Here is a 16,362-nt window from a genome sequence, read left to right as displayed (position 1 = left end):
ATATAACGTAAATTGTATTGTTATTCTTGTGTAAAAGTTGAAAGCATTGCAGTCTCATTTTCTAAAATATTCAAACAGACTCTTTTTTTGCGCCCACCTCCATTTTGTGCCTTGGCAAGTTAATTTCATGTTCCTGAGGATATGGAGCTCGATAGGTCATGCTGACATCTTCCCGAATCTGTTCGTGCACTTTATATTGCCTATCAGAAGTGTTTGAATATCTTGGATCCGGGATGAACGGCATTTTTGCCATTTTGGAAATGGTAATAGTAGGAAAGTGGTAATCCACTTCTACAGTTCCTAATAGCAAGTAACAGCCACCGCCTTGGAACGGATATTCTTTAAGACTTTTAGTAAAATGTGCCGTGTCAAAATATTCGCCTTCGATGTCGACCCAAGTTCCAAAATACATGGCACCCATTTTGGTGGGCACGTGCTTTCTGGAAATGAGATAGGCGAGCATCTTCACCGTTTTTTTATGGTGCTTTAATAAATCTTTCGCCATTACGTCCCCTCGATATTTTGTCTGCAATAAATCGAAAGGAGTACAGGAAACCGGAAAACTCAGTAGTTCGATTTCATCAAAAGCATCTTCAAAAGGAGAGCGTTCCAATACTGGTAACGTATATTCCTTGATTGGTTCTTGTATCAGCATTAGGTTTCTGTTTTTGGGTTTGAAGTTGACCAGAATAAGTCTGGCAATCACCAGCAATTGATTTTTTGTTTTCGCTGTAAAGCGGAATGCTCCGATAAAAATCAAAATCTGTATCCCTTCAATACCTATTGGAATGCGGTTGATAAAATCTTCCAACGAGTTGAATTCGCCCCGTTCCTGACGTTCTTTAACTATAAAATGCGCTAGTCTACTTTCCAACCCTTCCAAATGCATGAAACCGAGATAGACGTCGATACCGTATACCGTAGTTTCATAATCGCTCTTATTGACACAAGGATTCTGAATGGTTGCACCCGACATTTTGGCTTCATGAACATATACTTCGGTACGGTAAAAACCACCTTGATTATTGATCACGGCTACCATGAATTCAATAGGGTAGTAGACCTTTAGGTAAAGGCTTTGATAACTCTCGACAGCATAAGATGCGGAGTGCGCCTTACAAAAAGAGTAGCCAGCGAAAGATTCGATTTGTCTGTATATTTCTTCGCTCAACTTTACCGGATGTCCTTTTTGGGCACAGCAGGCAAAGTAATTGTCTTTTACTTTTTGCAATGCTGCTTTGGAGCGTCCTTTCCCACTCATGGCACGTCGCAGAATATCACCATCGGCTGCGGGAAGTCCTGCATAATGCAAAGCAATCTTGATTACGTCTTCCTGATAGACCATCACCCCATATGTTTCTCCGAGTTGTTCCTTAAAAACGTCATGAAAATATTCAAAACGATCCGGATGGTTGTGCCTGAAAATGTATTCTTTCATCATACCCGATTGGGCGACACCCGGACGGATTATGGATGAGGCAGCTACGAGAGTCTTATAATTATCACATTTCAGTCGGCGCAACAAGCCACGCATGGCGGGGCTTTCGATATAAAAGCATCCAATGGTTTTTCCGTGGCTTAGAAAATGATTCGCCTTCGCCTCATTTTTTGATATAGCGGTATCTCGGATATCGACTTTAATCCCCTGATTTTTCTCAATCAACTTCACACTGTCATCGATATGACCAATCCCTCGCTGGCTTAGGATATCAAACTTTTCAAAACCAATATCCTCTGCAATGTGCATATCGAACAACACTATTGGAAACCCTTTTGGCGGCATTTCTAATGGTGTGTAATTGGTAATAGGTTCTTCTGAAATCAAGATACCACAAGAATGCATGCTGCGTTGGTTGGGGTATTTTTCGAGTAACATGCCGTATTCCTGCACTAGCTTTACGATTTGGTTTTTATCATGTAACGCCATTGGGTTTTTAGCTAATGCATCTAATTCTTCCTTTGGCAAACCGAAAACCTTACCCACTTCCCGAAATATGGAGCGGTACTTAAATTCCACATTAGTTCCACAAAAAGCCACATGATCGGCACCATAAGTATCAAAAATATATCGGAGAATGGTATCGCGTTCTTTCCAGGACCAGTCAATGTCAAAATCGGGAGGACTCTTGCGGTTCACATTGAGGAACCGTTCAAAATACAAATCCAATTCAATAGGGCAGATGTCCGTTATTCCTAGACAATAACTCACGATACTGTTGGCACCGCTACCTCGACCGATATGTAAAAATCCCTGACTCATGCTGTATTGAATGATATCCCACGTAATCAGGAAATAGCCACTGAATTCCAATTTATCAATCACCTTTAATTCCTTTTCGACTCTTGCTAACGCTTGCGGATTATCGGCACCGTACTTTTTGATTAATCCTTCGTGTGCTAACTTCGTTAGAAGTTCCATGTCGCTTTCCTTACTTCCGGAATAGTATTTTTTGTTTTTGGGCGTTTTGAAGTCAAATTCAAAATGACACTGATCCATCAGCTTTTGTGTGTTTTCGATAATCTGTGGATACTCTTCAAATTTCGAAAGCAGTTCTTCCAAAGGAATCATTACTTCAGATGTTTTGCAATAATCGTCCACAGTCAATTTAGACAAGATAACATTGGTATCAATAGCTCTCAGGATTTTATGCAGGTTGAATTCTCTTTTAGTTCTGAAGGTAACGGATTGCAAAATCACCATTTTGTCAAGCAAAGTATTCCATTCCGGTAGAAATAATTTGGGAAGCTGATCGGGCGCAATCCCGATATATTCATGGTCTTTTAATTCTACTGGCTTATTTTCGAAAGGATAAATAATGCATACGTCCTTAAATGATGGTGCGACTAAGGGCAAGGCAGTACCTTCAAAATTATGGTTGGTCAGAAAGCGGTTCATTTCAGCAAGCCCATCGGCATTTTTAGCCAAACCGATATAGCGCAATTGATGGTTGCAACGAAATTCTATTCCGACGAGTGGTTTAATCCCAACTTCGTTACAAGCTTTTGTAAAATCATAGATACCAGTAACCGTGTTGATGTCCGTTAATGCCATTGTCTTAACCCCACAAACAACAGCCTGCTGGATAAGATCCAACAGCGGAATGGTGCCGTAGCGCAGGGAATGAAAAGAATGGCAGTTAAGGTACATGGATTATGATTTGCGTTTTAAAATTTCGGATTTGTTATTCGGTTTGAATGTTGCTCCGGCACACCGCATTACTGCATCAAATCCATAGCGTGTTTTCATTTTGTCCATGGCTTGATACAAAGACAGCATTTCTTCGGTATCTTCAAATAAGTTAATTTGATACGTGCCACGAACCAACCCACTGAAACGAATTCCGATTAAACGGAGTCGCATGCGACGTTGGTATACTTTATCAAATAAATCGGTAACTGTTTTGGTCAGCGTGTGATCAGCTGAGGTATAGGGGACTTTGCATTGTTTGGTTTCGGTGTCGAAATTGGAATATCTAATTTTGATCACTACAGTGGAAGTCAGCCATTCTTCGGAACGTAATTGGAATGCTAATTTTTCTACCATTCCAATCAGTATCGATTTTAATTTTGGAATGTCGATGGTATCCTGACTAAAAGTATGCTCCGTTGAAATGGATTTCCTTTCCGTATAGGGCTCCACCGGATTGTTATCGATACCATTAGCTTTCTTCCAAATGTCGATGCCATTCTTGCCAATCATTCGTTGCAATACTTCGGCAGGCATTTCTGAAAGCGTCTGAATGGTACGGATTCCAATTCGCGATAACAACTGAAAAGTCACATCGCCCACCATGGGGATTTTTTGAATCGAAAGTGGATTTAAGAAAGACCGTACCTTATTTTCGGGTATTTCTAAGTTTCCTTTGGGTTTGGCTTCGCCGGTACCAATTTTAGAAACGGTTTTGTTTATCGATAACGCAAAGCTGATGGGTAATCCTGTTTCTTTGGTAACGGAATGCGCCAGTTCGTTAGTCCATTTGTAGCCCCCATAGAATTTATCCATACCGGTAATATCGAGGTAAAATTCATCGATGCTGGCTTTTTCAACCACTGGGGCGTTCACTTGGATTACCTCCGTAACGTCATGTGATAATCTAGAGTATAATTCCATATCACCTTTCATTACTTTTGCCTGTGGGCAGAGCCTAAGGGCCATTTTAATAGGCATCGCAGAACGCACTCCGAAAGTTCGGGCCTCATAGGAACAGGAAGCGACAACGCCACGATCCCCGCCACCAATAATCAAAGGGATTCCCTCCAGTTTTGAATTTCCCAGTCTTTCGCAGGATACAAAAAAAGTATCCAAATCCATGTGTACAATTGCTCTTTCCATCTTCTTTTCTTTTTTATACGTTACAAAATTAGTACAGATGATAACAAATTTGACTATATTTGTTGTTACAAATTATAACAAAATACCTATGTCTTTATTTTCCGACAACATCAGGAACCTTAGGGTGCAACATAAAATTTCGCAGGAAAAGCTGGCGGAATCGTTAGGGATAACCAGGGGCAGGTATGTTAAATATGAAGACGGAACCTCGGAAGCCCCGTATGAAATATTGAAGAAGATAGCGCATTACTATCACATCAGTATAGATCTGTTGCTATCTGTGGATATACGGAAAATTCCTTTGGACGATTTGTTGCAATTGGAAAATAACAGATTGGTGTTGCCAATTACGGTAGATAATAAGGGAGATAACTTTATAGAAGTCGTTACGCAAAAAGTAAAAGCCGGGTATTTGAATGGGTATGCCGATCCGGAATATATTGAAAGTCTACAGCAAATTTCATTGCCTTTTTTGGGACCCGGAAAGCATAGGGGATTTCCGGTTGAAGGAGATTCTATGCCACCGCATGAGGATGGCAGTATCATCGTAGGGAAGTACATTGAAAAGTTGGGAGATGTCAAGGATGGCAAGACTTACATACTGATAACCAAAAGTGAAGGTATGGTCTATAAGCGCTTGAATAAAAACAAAAAAAATGTACTGTTTGTGGAATCAGACAATAGTTTTTACCCGGTTTATGAAGTCAAGGTTTCTGATATTCTTGAGATTTGGGAATTCGTTTGCAACATTGGACTCACAGATGAAAAACAGGAATTAACGGAAATGGCAAGTGTGACAGATATGTTTTTGGAGTTGAAAAGGGATATTAATGATTTAAAAATTAAGCGTTAGATATAAGTGAAGGCTATGCATATAAAGGAAAAACCGAAGTCAGAGACTTCGGAGAGGTTGGTTTTATTGGGCTTTGAAGAATATGCTTTTTTTATTTGGGAATTCAAGATGTAGATCTGAGCAATATTGGATTTTTATTTCACTACAAGTTTTATCTAAAATTGTTTAAGTCATAAAAATGTAATCATAAATCAGGTTTTGAATATTATTAATGTCTTAGGATTTGAAATTAAAGATGAAGATAATCTTTATTTATTTTCAACTCTTTTTTATATTTGACCTAATTCTTTTTTTTAGACCAATATTTAGTTTTTCAATACCTAAATCTTCTCTAATTTTATACGCTAAATTCTCAATTTCTTCCAGCTTAGTATCTATATATTTATCGACATCTGAGTTATCTTTTGCTTTGTTTTCTTCATCAAATAATCCGTCATAAAATTTTTCAATCAAATCAAGAATGTTTTGAGGTAAAAACAAAGAATGTTGAATAATAGTTTTTCTAAAGACCTCAGTTACTTGATCAATTTGGATGTCTATTTCCTTTTCTTTTATGGAGTCAAGTTTATTTAACTTTTCACTCTCATGAAAGTCACTTAAGATGTTCTGATAATCATCCATTAGCTTCATAATGCCCAACAACAATGATTGAGCATTGTCCATTTTATGCTTATAAAAGTGATTTTCATTTTCCATCGTTTTAAGCACGATAAAGTTTCTGTAGGTAAGAACAGTTGCAAGTACTAAACACACCGAAGAAATAATATTAAAAAACATATTAGTATCCATATTTACTTTAAACTAGCTATAATCGCTCTAAAACTATCCAAGCTCGCTTCTATATTCTCCACGATTTCCAAAGCCAAAACATCAGGGTCGGGTAGATTATCTAAATCTGCTAATGATTTGTCTTTTAGCCAAGTTATGTCTAAACTCGTTTTGTCTCTAGCGATGATTTCCTCGTACGTAAATTTTCTCCAGCGCCCTTCGGGGTTGGTTGCTGCATTGTAATTTTCAGTGCGTTTGTGTCTATTTTCAGGGTTGTACAATTTTATAAAATCTTTTAAATCACTTAGTTTTAAAGGATTTTTCTTTAGGGTATGATGCACGTTTGTTCTGTAATCATATACCCAAGTTTCTTTTGTCCAAACATCTTTGCTGGATGGTTTTCCATCAAAAAACAAAACGTTGGCTTTTACACCATTGGCATAGAAAATACCTGTTGGCAATCGCAATATGGTGTGCAAGTCTGTAGTTTCTAACAACTTTTTACGGACCGTTTCACCCACACCACCTTCAAACAAAACATTATCCGGCAATACTACGGCTGCCATTCCGGTTGTTTTAAGCATGGTACGAATATGTTGCACAAAGTTCAACTGTTTGTTGCTCGTAGTAACCCAAAAATCCTGACGGTTATAGGTTAGATCTTCCTTCTCTTGTTCGCCGTCTTGATTGGTAAAGGTCATGCTGCTCTTTTTACCAAAAGGAGGATTCGCTAAGATGTAATCGTAACGCGTACCCGAATCTGTAATCAAGGAATCGTTGGGAGAAATAAAGTTGTCCGAATCTATATCGCCAATGTTGTGCAAAAACAAATTCATCAATGCCAATCGTCTTGTACTGGCGACAATCTCATTACCGAAAAAGGTTTCGTACTTCAGGAACTGTTTAGCTTCTTTGTCTAAATCACGATTATCAACCATCCAATCATAAGCGGCAAGGAAAAATCCTCCGGTGCCACAAGCTGGATCTGCAATCGTTTTTAGCGGTTCCGGACGCAAACATTCGACCATCGCTTTGATTAATGGGCGAGGGGTGAAGTACTGACCTGCACCACTTTTAGTATCCTCGGCATTTTTCTCTAATAAACCCTCATAAATATCGCCTTTGTCTTTCACGCCCATCAAGATCCAATTCTCAGCATTGATGAGCGCAATGAGTTTGTACAACTTGGCAGGATCTTGTATCTTGTTTTGGCTCTTTACAAAAATTTGCCCCAAGATACCTTTTTCTTTAGCTAATTCACGCAACATAATATTGTAATGCGACTCCAACTCTGTTCCGCTTTTGGTAGTCAAGGTTTTCCAAGCGAATTCAGCAGGAATAGGCATTTCTCTATTGTATGGTGGTTTGCTGTATTCGTCTGCCATTTTTAGGAATAACAAATAGGTTAATTGCTCTAAGTAGTCGCCATAGCCCACACCATCGTCTCTAAGGGTTTGGCAAAATGCCCATACTTTACTTACTATACTCGAGGTATTGGCCGAATTTTCTTTGCTCATTTTAGTTCCAGATTATTTTAATTAAATCAAACAAAAGTTTGTGACGTTCCTCTAATTCTTCTCTCCCAAATTGTTCGATATGTCTAAACTTTAAATCATAATTATTTATCATTTTTGTAAAGTCTAACTTTGACTTATAAGTATCTTCTCTCAAAGTTTCGTTCCAATAAAGAGTATTCGCATATGACTTTAATTTCTTTTTATAGGTTTCATTGTTACTTGAAATATTATCTGCACCTTTTAAAATTAATAATCCTCCTAATCTGTTTCGCTCTCTTTCAAATAGTTCTTCATCATTATCGAATAAATTTAAATTTTCTTTGTTGTACGATAAAATATGTTCAACATGAAAACCATTTTTAGAGCCTGTGTTTTGTATTAAGTCATAAAAATTATGCTTCATATTCATTTTAGTATTGTCAGCAATAAATTTCTCTATTCTTGCAAAAAAGTATCTTTTAAACCTTTTTTCTAATTCGATACCTGTTTCTTTAAAAAATGAATAGTTAATAATATCATCAACATTTACTCCTCTATAATCTGAAATAAGTTGTAGTAAATTAGATTCAAATACCTCATATATTTTTAATACTGTTTGATTTCGGATTTCAGAACTTATTTTATAAATAACAGTTGCAAATGCATTACTATTATAACTTCTTTGTAGTTGTAACAAACAAAACATTCTATCTAATTGTCTGCAAACTGCATATATTTTTTCATCTTCATCAACATCATTCAATTTACAAGCAGACATGATTAAAAGCCACTGTGTATTCATGTCGATTAGATTGTTGTAAAATGTGTAAGGCTGTTTTTCATTGTATGTTACTGCATACTCAAATACTTTTTGATATAAATTAGTATAATAGATAAAATCATTGAGTATAAATTTCTTAACTACCTTCGGATTATGTTTAAGTTTTAAAACTTTATCATATTCATCATCAAACATAACCCTGTGATAATCTTTATCAAATTTTTGAGCGAGACCTCTGGTGTCAGCAAGTTTTCCTTTTAAAAAGTAAGTGAAAAATTCATCAATTTCATCATCTTTATAAATATTAATTTTATTGACTTGTTCTTCCCAAATTTCATTAAGTTTTAGAGTGAGTAATTCATCTTTTTCGATTTGCCCTAATAATTTACCCTTTAAAATTTCATACGGTTTTAGTTTTACACCTCTGTCATTAATTACTTCAAAAACCATGGGTACTTCTGTTTGTTCAACAGATAGGTTTATCAATACTAATCTATTTAAGAAAAAGAAGATAAAAGATTCTAATTTATGCACATCACTCAAGAATTCTGCATCTAACCATTTGGATATTATTTGATAGTTTGACACCATGTTTTGAGCAGTAATTCCACTCGAAGTATCAATTGTATCATAAGAAATACCATCCAATAACCCTTGCATACTTGTCTTATGAACTTCATGATTCATCCAAAATTCTCTTTTAAATCCAGAATGTCCTGTAATTTTATTTTTAACCCAGTCAGTTAAATCTGACTTATTACTTTCAGCTAGATGTTTTAATTTAATCAAAATTAGCGTTATAGTTGTTAACCTTTGTTGACCATCAACTATAAAGATTTTACCATCAACTAAATTAGTTACATAAGTGTTTAAATAATACCAAGAGTATTTAGAAATTAATTGATCTAAAGGAATATCAGAATCTTTATGTTTTTTATATTCTTCATTAAATTTATAAAAAACATCCTCTAATAATCTTTTAACCGGCTCTTCATTCCACTTGTATTGTCTTTGGTAAAAATCAATATAATAAGTTGTGTTAGAAAACACTCTATCAATGTTTTGTTTGTCTGGTGATATGTCCATTTTATAATTTTAGTTATTCTCTATTTCAAATTTCACATTAGGATAATAATCCTTATGTTTTATTCCAATTAAATGTGTTCCTGGTAAGTTCTTTATTAGTTGATAATATGTGATGAATTTTAATTCTTCCTCTTTTTGTTTCAACTTTTCACCAGATAATTTGTTTATATTTTCATATTTAGATGTATATTCCCAGTTATAACCTAAACGTGTAATGCTATTTATAAATATAATTGCTTGCTCATGTGTTGAAATTTGAGCTCTGAAAATTTTACCATAGAAATATTTATTTTTTTTGTCCAATATGTCTTGGCTACTTAAATATTTGAAGCTTTGAAATAGATGTCTAAAATAATGACTTAACCTATGTTGATGACCTCCATAATATTTAGAGTATTTTGCTAGCGGCATAAAAAACGTTGACTTTTCAGAAATTTCTTTAATAGGATTTGTTCCTTTATTATAATTATAAATTTCATCTAAAATAAAAGACCGCTCTTCATGATTTAGTTTTTGTATTTCTTCCCATTTTTTATATAATTCTTTATTTTCTCTTTTAGGTTTAAGTTGTATATATTTTATTAATTTAAAGTAATAATTATTATTATATTTATTTTGAAAAATTGGTCTTAATATTATTTCTCCTTCTTCACTTACTCCATAAAAAAGAATACTGTAAGCAATATCTATAGTAATGAATTCAATAAGATTTATTGAGGGATTAATTTGCTTAATTCTATTTTTAACTTTTTTGTGATATGTTGGATGTAAGTAGTCTTCAGGATTGTTTGAATTAGAAAATCTTCTAACATCATAAAGACATTCTTTAAATTCTTGAAAAATAAGTTTAAAAACCTTTCTATTTTCTGAAGATGAAATTTTACCACTTTCTGGGTCATATTTTGAATATTTGGACTGATTAATATTCTCTCGATGAATATTAATCATTTCAAAAAAACGATCTTCAAATCTTTCTAAGTAGTCTCTTTTTTTTTGATCTTTTAAATCGTCTTTTTGTTGTTCATTAGCTTTAAATTGTACCCAGAAAGCAAGAAAAGTAAGTATTGCGCCAGCAATACCAATAAATGGGCTCATTATACCTCCAAACGTGTCTCCAATTTGCCCCATATCATTGAAGTCATAAAAAAATAATTTATCCCTAATCCAATATGGAAAGTATAATATCATTAAAATAATAACAATAAATGGAAAAAAAATTATCCAGAATTTTTTATCAAATGTTTTCATAATTTATTTTTTAACCAAGTCATTGCAATTGTCATTTTCAACATACCCTATCTTATTATGTACATATACTTATTGAATATTATTTGAATATATGAAACCCATATTCAAAATCCTGAGCTTCATTGTTAAGATGTATATTACCTACTGGACAATTTGTTTTAATATATTGAATCACATCAACTGACGGGTGATGAATTCTACCTAGTCCATGATTCACAATGTAATTACAAAAAGAATTTAATCCATTATTAACATTAAAATTCCAATTTGCTTTCGCTCCATGATGGGGCACCTGAAAAAAACAAACACGAGGAATATATCCCAGATAAAAATCAATTATTTTTTTAGTTTGTAGTTTGCTTTTAATATCAATATCACCAGTAAGTAATGTTCCTAAACAATTTTCAGAATATCCATCACAATAATTAATAAATCTTGAAAAATAATGGTAGTGTTTTTTAAAATTAACTAATGCACCATGATAAGTAACTAATGATGTGTTATTTAAATTTTGACCGAAATGTTGACGATAAGCTTTTTTTAATTGTATAACAAAATCTTCATCAAACATATCAAATAATGTTATATTTTCTTTGACTAAAATTAGATTTACATCTTTTTGGAACTTATTAATTAAGATGTAATTCTCATGTTTTTTTAAATAAAAAACAAACTCCCAAAAGTTGATTTTTACACTATTAAGAAGATTTAAAAATTTTAATTTTTGAATGTTTTTTAGCTTACCTTCTAGAAGTTCAATTTTAGAAATCACATTAGACTTTTCTATATCAGATAGATATTCTGCAGTAAATTCAATATTTTTTAAATCGTTAAAATTAATTTCATCGAATTCTTTAGGAGGTATGTCATTAGGGCTTTCATTAGTAAGTATTCCATTTTCATCCGCAGGGCTACCAATTATAATGATTTCGTCAATATTAAAACGGTCATTACTAAAAAAGTTAATTGGACTTTGTAGCATTAATCTATATTGTTCATCCTCTTCAATTAATGTAGTAAATAATAACAAACGTTCAATAGGGGTATAATATGGAATAATCAAACGTTTACATTTTATACCATCGAGTAAATTAACAACCCCATTTACATGATCTTGATCAAAATGAGAAATTATCAATAAATCAAGGGTTTTATTTGTTAAAGTTTCTTTATATAAATCGATTGCGTTGTTTAAGAACACTTTTTTTGAGTCTGTACCACAATCATAAACAAAATTAAATTCTGTTTCATTAGTATTGTGAAGTTCAATTTTACCTGTATAAAAACATCCTTGCCCTATAGGATGAAATTTAAAATTTGCTTCTATCAATTTTCTTATTATTAATGTTAAACCAACTTCCCACTAAACGACTTTTTTAAAATCCTCTTTCCTTATTAAAATATTCTAATTTTTTTATATTTCAATCTCATATTTCCCAATCCACAAATCAATGTCACTTGATAAATACTCATTATTAGTTTCTATTTTAAAAGGTCCTAACAAATCTTTGTTTTCAATTTTAGAATAATTTTCTTTGGTAAAAACACTCAAAAAATCATTTAAATCCTTTTGATTTTGTTTGTGCTTATTGTCATTAATCTCATCAGAAACAAAAGTTTGAACTAAAAAATAAGCAGAATTAGCTCCCTGTTTTTTTGCTTCGGCTATTGTTCCAGCTACAGCAGTTAACAATTGATACCTCAAATCTAATTGATTATCATTTCTCTCACCAAAAAGACCCTCTCTCAGTTCATTAACTCTTTCTGATGCTTTAGACTTGTTGTTTTTGTCTTTTGCTTTTTTAGCACTTGCTATCGTTTTTGCAACAGTATCTCCAAACGATTCATCAACTTTTGATTCTATAGAAATAACAACTTTTTTAGAGTCCTTATCTTTTGCTAAAATCAATAAATCGTGATTCCTGCCATTTCCTCCATTGGTGTCAAATGTTGACACATATTCAGGAGAGCAAAGCATATATTTCAACTGTTTTGATACTAATAAATCTTTAAATGGTTGAGGGATAGTATGTGCCCAGTGTTTAGCTGTTTCTTTGGCACTTCTTCCATCTTTCCAATGTTTTACCTTTCCTTGTGGTGGACATTTATAGAACCACTCGTGAAGGCTTTCAATTTCATTTGAAGCAGTAAGGTCTTTACAACGAATCATCTCATCAATCATAATTTCTATATTTTTTTAAACTAACTCCCCACTAAATGCCTTTTTCAATATACTTTGTCTCAATGCCTCTGCTTGCTGCAAACTTTGGGTAATATTTTCTTCCATTTTATCTGCTACACTCAAACGACTTTCTATTTCTTGAATTACTCTGTTTTGTTCATTTATTTCGCAATATGGAAAATTAAGTGATTTTAAAATTGTTTGATTTAGAAATGCTCTTGATGAACCTTTACAAAGATCAAATACTTCTTGCCTTACCTTACCTCCTTGAAATAAATAAACAAAGTATTTAGGATTTATAATTTTTTGATTTAGCCTTACACGGATAAGATTTGTTGATATAATTGAATTTTCCATTTTTTTAGGAAGCAAACAAATTTCCCCAACAGTCCCAGAACGAGAGATTATTATATCATTTTCAATAACTACAAAGTTTTTTAATTCTTTTGCTTTTTCAGAAGTTATAAATATTTTGTTAGGGAGTTGAAAAACACCTTCTCCAATATTTTCAATACCTAAAACTGGAATTCCATCTTTTTGATGCTCGTATTTTTTTAACATTGTACCAAATGGTCCAGTGCTCATTCCTTTTTTTGTATCAAATAAAAGAAATTCAATTTTGACCGAATCCCAGCTCTTCGGCAATTCTCCTTCCTTAAACTTTTTATTCGTCAATTTTCCTTCAAAAGCCCATTTCAACACACTTTGTCGATAGGTTTTAAGTTGCAGTTGTGCTGTTTTTAAATCCTCGATGCCTTTGTCTAACTCGCTAAAAAGTTCTTCTATTTTGGAAACAATGAAGGTTTGCGTTTCGAGTGGGGGTATTGGTAGTTCAATAGCAAGTAAATCTCCTTTTGAAAGACTTGGTATTGTGGTACTCTTATCTAATTTTTTAAAATTAAAACTTAAACAGAAATAGTATAAAAATTTGCTATTCAAGTTTTCTTTTACACATAGACCAAAAGCAGTATCAACATTCCAAAACTTTGTAGTTACATAAATTGGGCTATTTATAGTTCCTTTTCGTCCTATAATAGTTGTGTTTTCATCACAAATATATTCATCTGCATATCCAAAGATTCCACTACTTCCATAAATTGGATATTTCCCATTTGGATTGATAACTTTGGATTGATTTTTACCGCTTTTTATTTCACAGACTTCTCCTAGAGTCTTTTGTTCCCATTTTGGTGATACTAATATTTTCTTAACCATCTAAATTCTGTAAAGTTTTATTATCTTCATTATAAAAATCACCAACGCACAAATTAGTCATGTTTAATTCTTCATCTACCATGGATGTTGTTAGTATTATTTGATGCTGAACATTTGAATCTTGAGATAATCTAACAATCTCTCTCTGGAAACTTTTACTTCTATCTGCTTGCATTCCTTTATCTTCTATATTGTCACACAAAATGAACCTTGGAAATCTTAAGAACGGGTGTTTTAGTGAAGCAAAGAAGATTGCAAAACGAATACTGTTTTTTAAATATACGTTTGAACTTTCTGAAAAATTATTTTGACCATCTAAAGAATAAGTGTTTCTAGCAAAATCCAATTCAACTTTTCTAGCATTAGAAAACTCTCTTTGTCGTCCTAGATCACTTTTTAAAATCTTTAATGTAAACGATTGGATATCATGATAGGCTTGCAGTAATTTTGTTTTCTGAGCATTTTCTTTTGTATTAATTGATGCTTTTAAATTATTAATATTATCTGTCAATATTTTTAATTCTTTCTTTAAAACATCAATTTGAGTTATAGCTTTTTGCTGCTGAATTAGAAATTGATTTTTAGATTTTAGTTCGCCTTTTTTTTCTATGAGTGAATCTAAATTTCTATTTCGTTTACTTTTATAATGATTTAATAACTCATCTACCTCATTTTGTATACTTCTGATTTTATTAACTGACGATGGTACTTCTGATTTTAATTGCTGAAGAGTGCTCTCTTTATCTTTTAGTAGCATTTTTGATTCCCTAATTTGATTATCTAGTTCTTGTTGCATTTTTTTATGATGCGACTTAATAGTGTCTTCTGGCAATCTTTGTTTACATAGCTTGCAGTCATCTTCATTTTCAACAGATGTTAATACATTCAAACAATGAGGACAATGTGTAATATCAATAACACCTAATAATTCTCTAGTTACTAATGACTCGTCAATGGCCTCATTTCTTTTTTGTAAACTTAAAATGAATTCATTTGAATCTAGTACTTCATATTCATAATATTCTATTTGCTCAAGTATTTCAGAATAATTTCTTTTTTCTGCAAGTAATTCTTTTTTTAAAATTTCAATATTATCTTTCTCTACCTTATCAATTTCAACACTATAATTTTCATCCTCATCCTTATTAATCACATCTTCAATTCTCCTTAATTCTTCTAAGTTGTGAGCTATCGAAGCATTAATTACATTAAAGTCTGTTTCGGCACCAGTAGAAGAAAATATTTTTTGTATTCCTTCAAATTGTTTGTTACTTATCTCAAAAGTTTTTGCGTTTTCCCGTAATGAAAGCTTATCAGCATATAATGAGTCATCATATACTCCTAACATTAAATCTGCAACAGTTGTTCTCGTTATAGAGGAATCAAAATTATCTGTGAGAAGTAAGTCTCCCGTTAAGCTTTTTTGATCTATGTATATCAATCTTAAAATTTGATGCATTGTAATATTGCTATCTACATCACCTCGTAATTCCGGAAAACCTAAAGCGACAAACAAAGCATTAGAAAAGCTCTTTTTTGTTTCCGATCTTTTGTATGGATATATTTCCCAGTTTTCACTTCCAGCAATTTTAGATTCTTCATAATTTCCCCAAAACAATGACATTGGTTGCATCCCTCTATCAGATATGCTTCGTTTCAAAGTAATCTTCGCCGAATTAATTTCAATCTCAGCAATAACTTCTTTACATCTAAAAGCCTTTGCAGTCCATTTATTAAAATCACCACCTAATACATAAAATATAAAATTTGCTATTGTTGATTTCCCTGAGCTATTATGCCCGCGAATTATATTGACACCATCATGAAATGATTGATTGTAAGCTATTTTTCCGTCATTTGTAAAAATTAAAAGCTTGTTTAATTTTAAGGAGGGATTATATTGTATCATATCTAAATTCTATTAAACCTGTTCTTTCTTTTAAACCTAAATGACCATATAAATCAATATCGGATAGTGGTCCAGCAAGCAAGGATATGATATTAAAATTTTTTTCATTTGCCTCTTCAATTTTAGTTAATAGTTCAGAAGGCAATATTTTATTTGTTTTTACTATTGAGCCTTTTTCAAATGATTCATTTTCAAAATATCCGTAAGCAACTAAAACTTTTATAGCTTGTGATTGAATTGTATTCATTCTATAAAATATTCTTTTAGGATTTCTAATGGTATCATATTTATTTATTTCTGGCTTTAAAAACTTTTCATATTTTCTAAACCAAGTTGGCTTTTTAATGTCTAGGAGTTCTGTTGGATAAACAAAATAAAAATCCAAAATCCTCAACTTATCTACTTCTACCGGTTTTGAAAGCTTCGAAGATATCAACACCATTCTAAAAATTGTATGGTATAAATCGTAGGCTTGATTATATATTAGCATA

Annotated in this window: 12 protein-coding genes; 1 reads left to right on the top strand and 11 read right to left on the bottom strand. The window is 32.6% G+C overall.

Annotated elements, in window-relative coordinates; genetic code table 11:
• Nucleotides 1-70: 70 nt before the first annotated feature.
• Both C8C87_RS07695 and dinB read right to left on the bottom strand, forming a co-directional pair.
• Nucleotides 71-3,148, bottom strand: a complete 3,078-nt coding sequence (locus tag C8C87_RS07695) for a DNA polymerase III subunit alpha (RefSeq protein WP_121342181.1) — start codon at nucleotides 3,146-3,148, stop codon at nucleotides 71-73.
• 3 nt (nucleotides 3,149-3,151) lie between these two features.
• Entirely contained in the window at nucleotides 3,152-4,333 is a 1,182-nt protein-coding gene (gene dinB / locus C8C87_RS07690) for a DNA polymerase IV (RefSeq protein ID WP_121342180.1), read from the bottom strand.
• Between the two features lie 88 nt (nucleotides 4,334-4,421).
• Here dinB and C8C87_RS07685 point away from each other — a divergent pair, with 88 nt between their 5' ends.
• The gene (locus C8C87_RS07685; RefSeq protein ID WP_121343328.1) at nucleotides 4,422-5,186 is read left to right on the top strand and encodes a LexA family transcriptional regulator; all 765 of its coding nucleotides are present in this window, start codon (nucleotides 4,422-4,424) and stop codon (nucleotides 5,184-5,186) included.
• 258 nt (nucleotides 5,187-5,444) lie between these two features.
• Here C8C87_RS07685 and C8C87_RS07680 read toward each other — a convergent pair whose 3' ends face one another.
• The 9 genes from C8C87_RS07680 to C8C87_RS07640 all read right to left on the bottom strand — a co-directional run bounded on the left by C8C87_RS07680 (nucleotide 5,445) and on the right by C8C87_RS07640 (nucleotide 16,361).
• Nucleotides 5,445-5,882: a hypothetical protein gene (locus C8C87_RS07680; protein ID WP_147402364.1), complete on the bottom strand. Its 438-nt coding sequence runs from the start codon at nucleotides 5,880-5,882 to the stop codon at nucleotides 5,445-5,447.
• Nucleotides 5,883-5,977: 95 nt separating this feature from the next.
• Nucleotides 5,978-7,471 carry a class I SAM-dependent DNA methyltransferase gene (locus tag C8C87_RS07675; RefSeq protein WP_121342178.1) on the bottom strand — a complete coding sequence of 498 codons (1,494 nt, stop codon included), beginning with the start codon at nucleotides 7,469-7,471 and terminating at the stop codon, nucleotides 5,978-5,980.
• 1 nt (nucleotide 7,472) lies between these two features.
• Nucleotides 7,473-9,317: a DUF262 domain-containing protein gene (locus C8C87_RS07670; protein WP_121342177.1), complete on the bottom strand. Its 1,845-nt coding sequence runs from the start codon at nucleotides 9,315-9,317 to the stop codon at nucleotides 7,473-7,475.
• Between the two features lie 9 nt (nucleotides 9,318-9,326).
• The gene (locus tag C8C87_RS07665; protein ID WP_121342176.1) at nucleotides 9,327-10,565 is read right to left on the bottom strand and encodes a putative phage abortive infection protein; all 1,239 of its coding nucleotides are present in this window, start codon (nucleotides 10,563-10,565) and stop codon (nucleotides 9,327-9,329) included.
• Between the two features lie 79 nt (nucleotides 10,566-10,644).
• On the bottom strand, nucleotides 10,645-11,895 hold the full coding sequence (locus tag C8C87_RS07660) for an MBL fold metallo-hydrolase (RefSeq protein WP_158589736.1): 1,251 nt from the start codon (nucleotides 11,893-11,895) through the stop codon (nucleotides 10,645-10,647).
• Between the two features lie 84 nt (nucleotides 11,896-11,979).
• Nucleotides 11,980-12,747, bottom strand: a complete 768-nt coding sequence (locus C8C87_RS07655) for a hypothetical protein (protein ID WP_121342174.1) — start codon at nucleotides 12,745-12,747, stop codon at nucleotides 11,980-11,982.
• 15 nt (nucleotides 12,748-12,762) lie between these two features.
• Nucleotides 12,763-13,962, bottom strand: coding sequence for a restriction endonuclease subunit S (locus tag C8C87_RS07650; protein WP_121342173.1), 1,200 nt, complete (start codon nucleotides 13,960-13,962; stop codon nucleotides 12,763-12,765).
• Nucleotides 13,955-15,871, bottom strand: coding sequence for a hypothetical protein (locus C8C87_RS07645; RefSeq protein ID WP_121342172.1), 1,917 nt, complete (start codon nucleotides 15,869-15,871; stop codon nucleotides 13,955-13,957). The genes C8C87_RS07650 and C8C87_RS07645 overlap by 8 nt, the downstream gene beginning before the upstream one ends.
• The gene (locus tag C8C87_RS07640) at nucleotides 15,858-16,361 is read right to left on the bottom strand and encodes an ABC-three component system middle component 5 (protein ID WP_121342171.1); all 504 of its coding nucleotides are present in this window, start codon (nucleotides 16,359-16,361) and stop codon (nucleotides 15,858-15,860) included. The genes C8C87_RS07645 and C8C87_RS07640 overlap by 14 nt, the downstream gene beginning before the upstream one ends.
• Nucleotide 16,362: the final 1 nt, after the last annotated feature.

Source organism: Flavobacterium sp. 120 (assembly GCF_003633605.1).
Lineage (GTDB): Bacteria > Bacteroidota > Bacteroidia > Flavobacteriales > Flavobacteriaceae > Flavobacterium > Flavobacterium algoritolerans.
Note: the sequence above shows the minus strand (reverse complement) of the source record. Positions and strands in the feature narration are given on the sequence as shown.

Bases quoted from the DNA above. Each gene is read 5' to 3' on its own strand.
- C8C87_RS07695 (WP_121342181.1), bottom strand. From the start codon at position 3,148: ATGTACCTTAACTGCCATTCTTTTCATTCCCTGCGCTACGGCACCATT.
- dinB (WP_121342180.1), bottom strand. From the start codon at position 4,333: ATGGAAAGAGCAATTGTACACATGGATTTGGATACTTTTTTTGTATCC.
- C8C87_RS07685 (WP_121343328.1), top strand. From the start codon at position 4,422: ATGTCTTTATTTTCCGACAACATCAGGAACCTTAGGGTGCAACATAAA.
- C8C87_RS07680 (WP_147402364.1), bottom strand. From the start codon at position 5,882: ATGGAAAATGAAAATCACTTTTATAAGCATAAAATGGACAATGCTCAA.
- C8C87_RS07675 (WP_121342178.1), bottom strand. From the start codon at position 7,471: ATGAGCAAAGAAAATTCGGCCAATACCTCGAGTATAGTAAGTAAAGTA.
- C8C87_RS07670 (WP_121342177.1), bottom strand. From the start codon at position 9,317: ATGGACATATCACCAGACAAACAAAACATTGATAGAGTGTTTTCTAAC.
- C8C87_RS07665 (WP_121342176.1), bottom strand. From the start codon at position 10,565: ATGAAAACATTTGATAAAAAATTCTGGATAATTTTTTTTCCATTTATT.
- C8C87_RS07655 (WP_121342174.1), bottom strand. From the start codon at position 12,747: ATGATTGATGAGATGATTCGTTGTAAAGACCTTACTGCTTCAAATGAA.
- C8C87_RS07650 (WP_121342173.1), bottom strand. From the start codon at position 13,962: ATGGTTAAGAAAATATTAGTATCACCAAAATGGGAACAAAAGACTCTA.
- C8C87_RS07645 (WP_121342172.1), bottom strand. From the start codon at position 15,871: ATGATACAATATAATCCCTCCTTAAAATTAAACAAGCTTTTAATTTTT.
- C8C87_RS07640 (WP_121342171.1), bottom strand. From the start codon at position 16,361: ATGCTAATATATAATCAAGCCTACGATTTATACCATACAATTTTTAGA.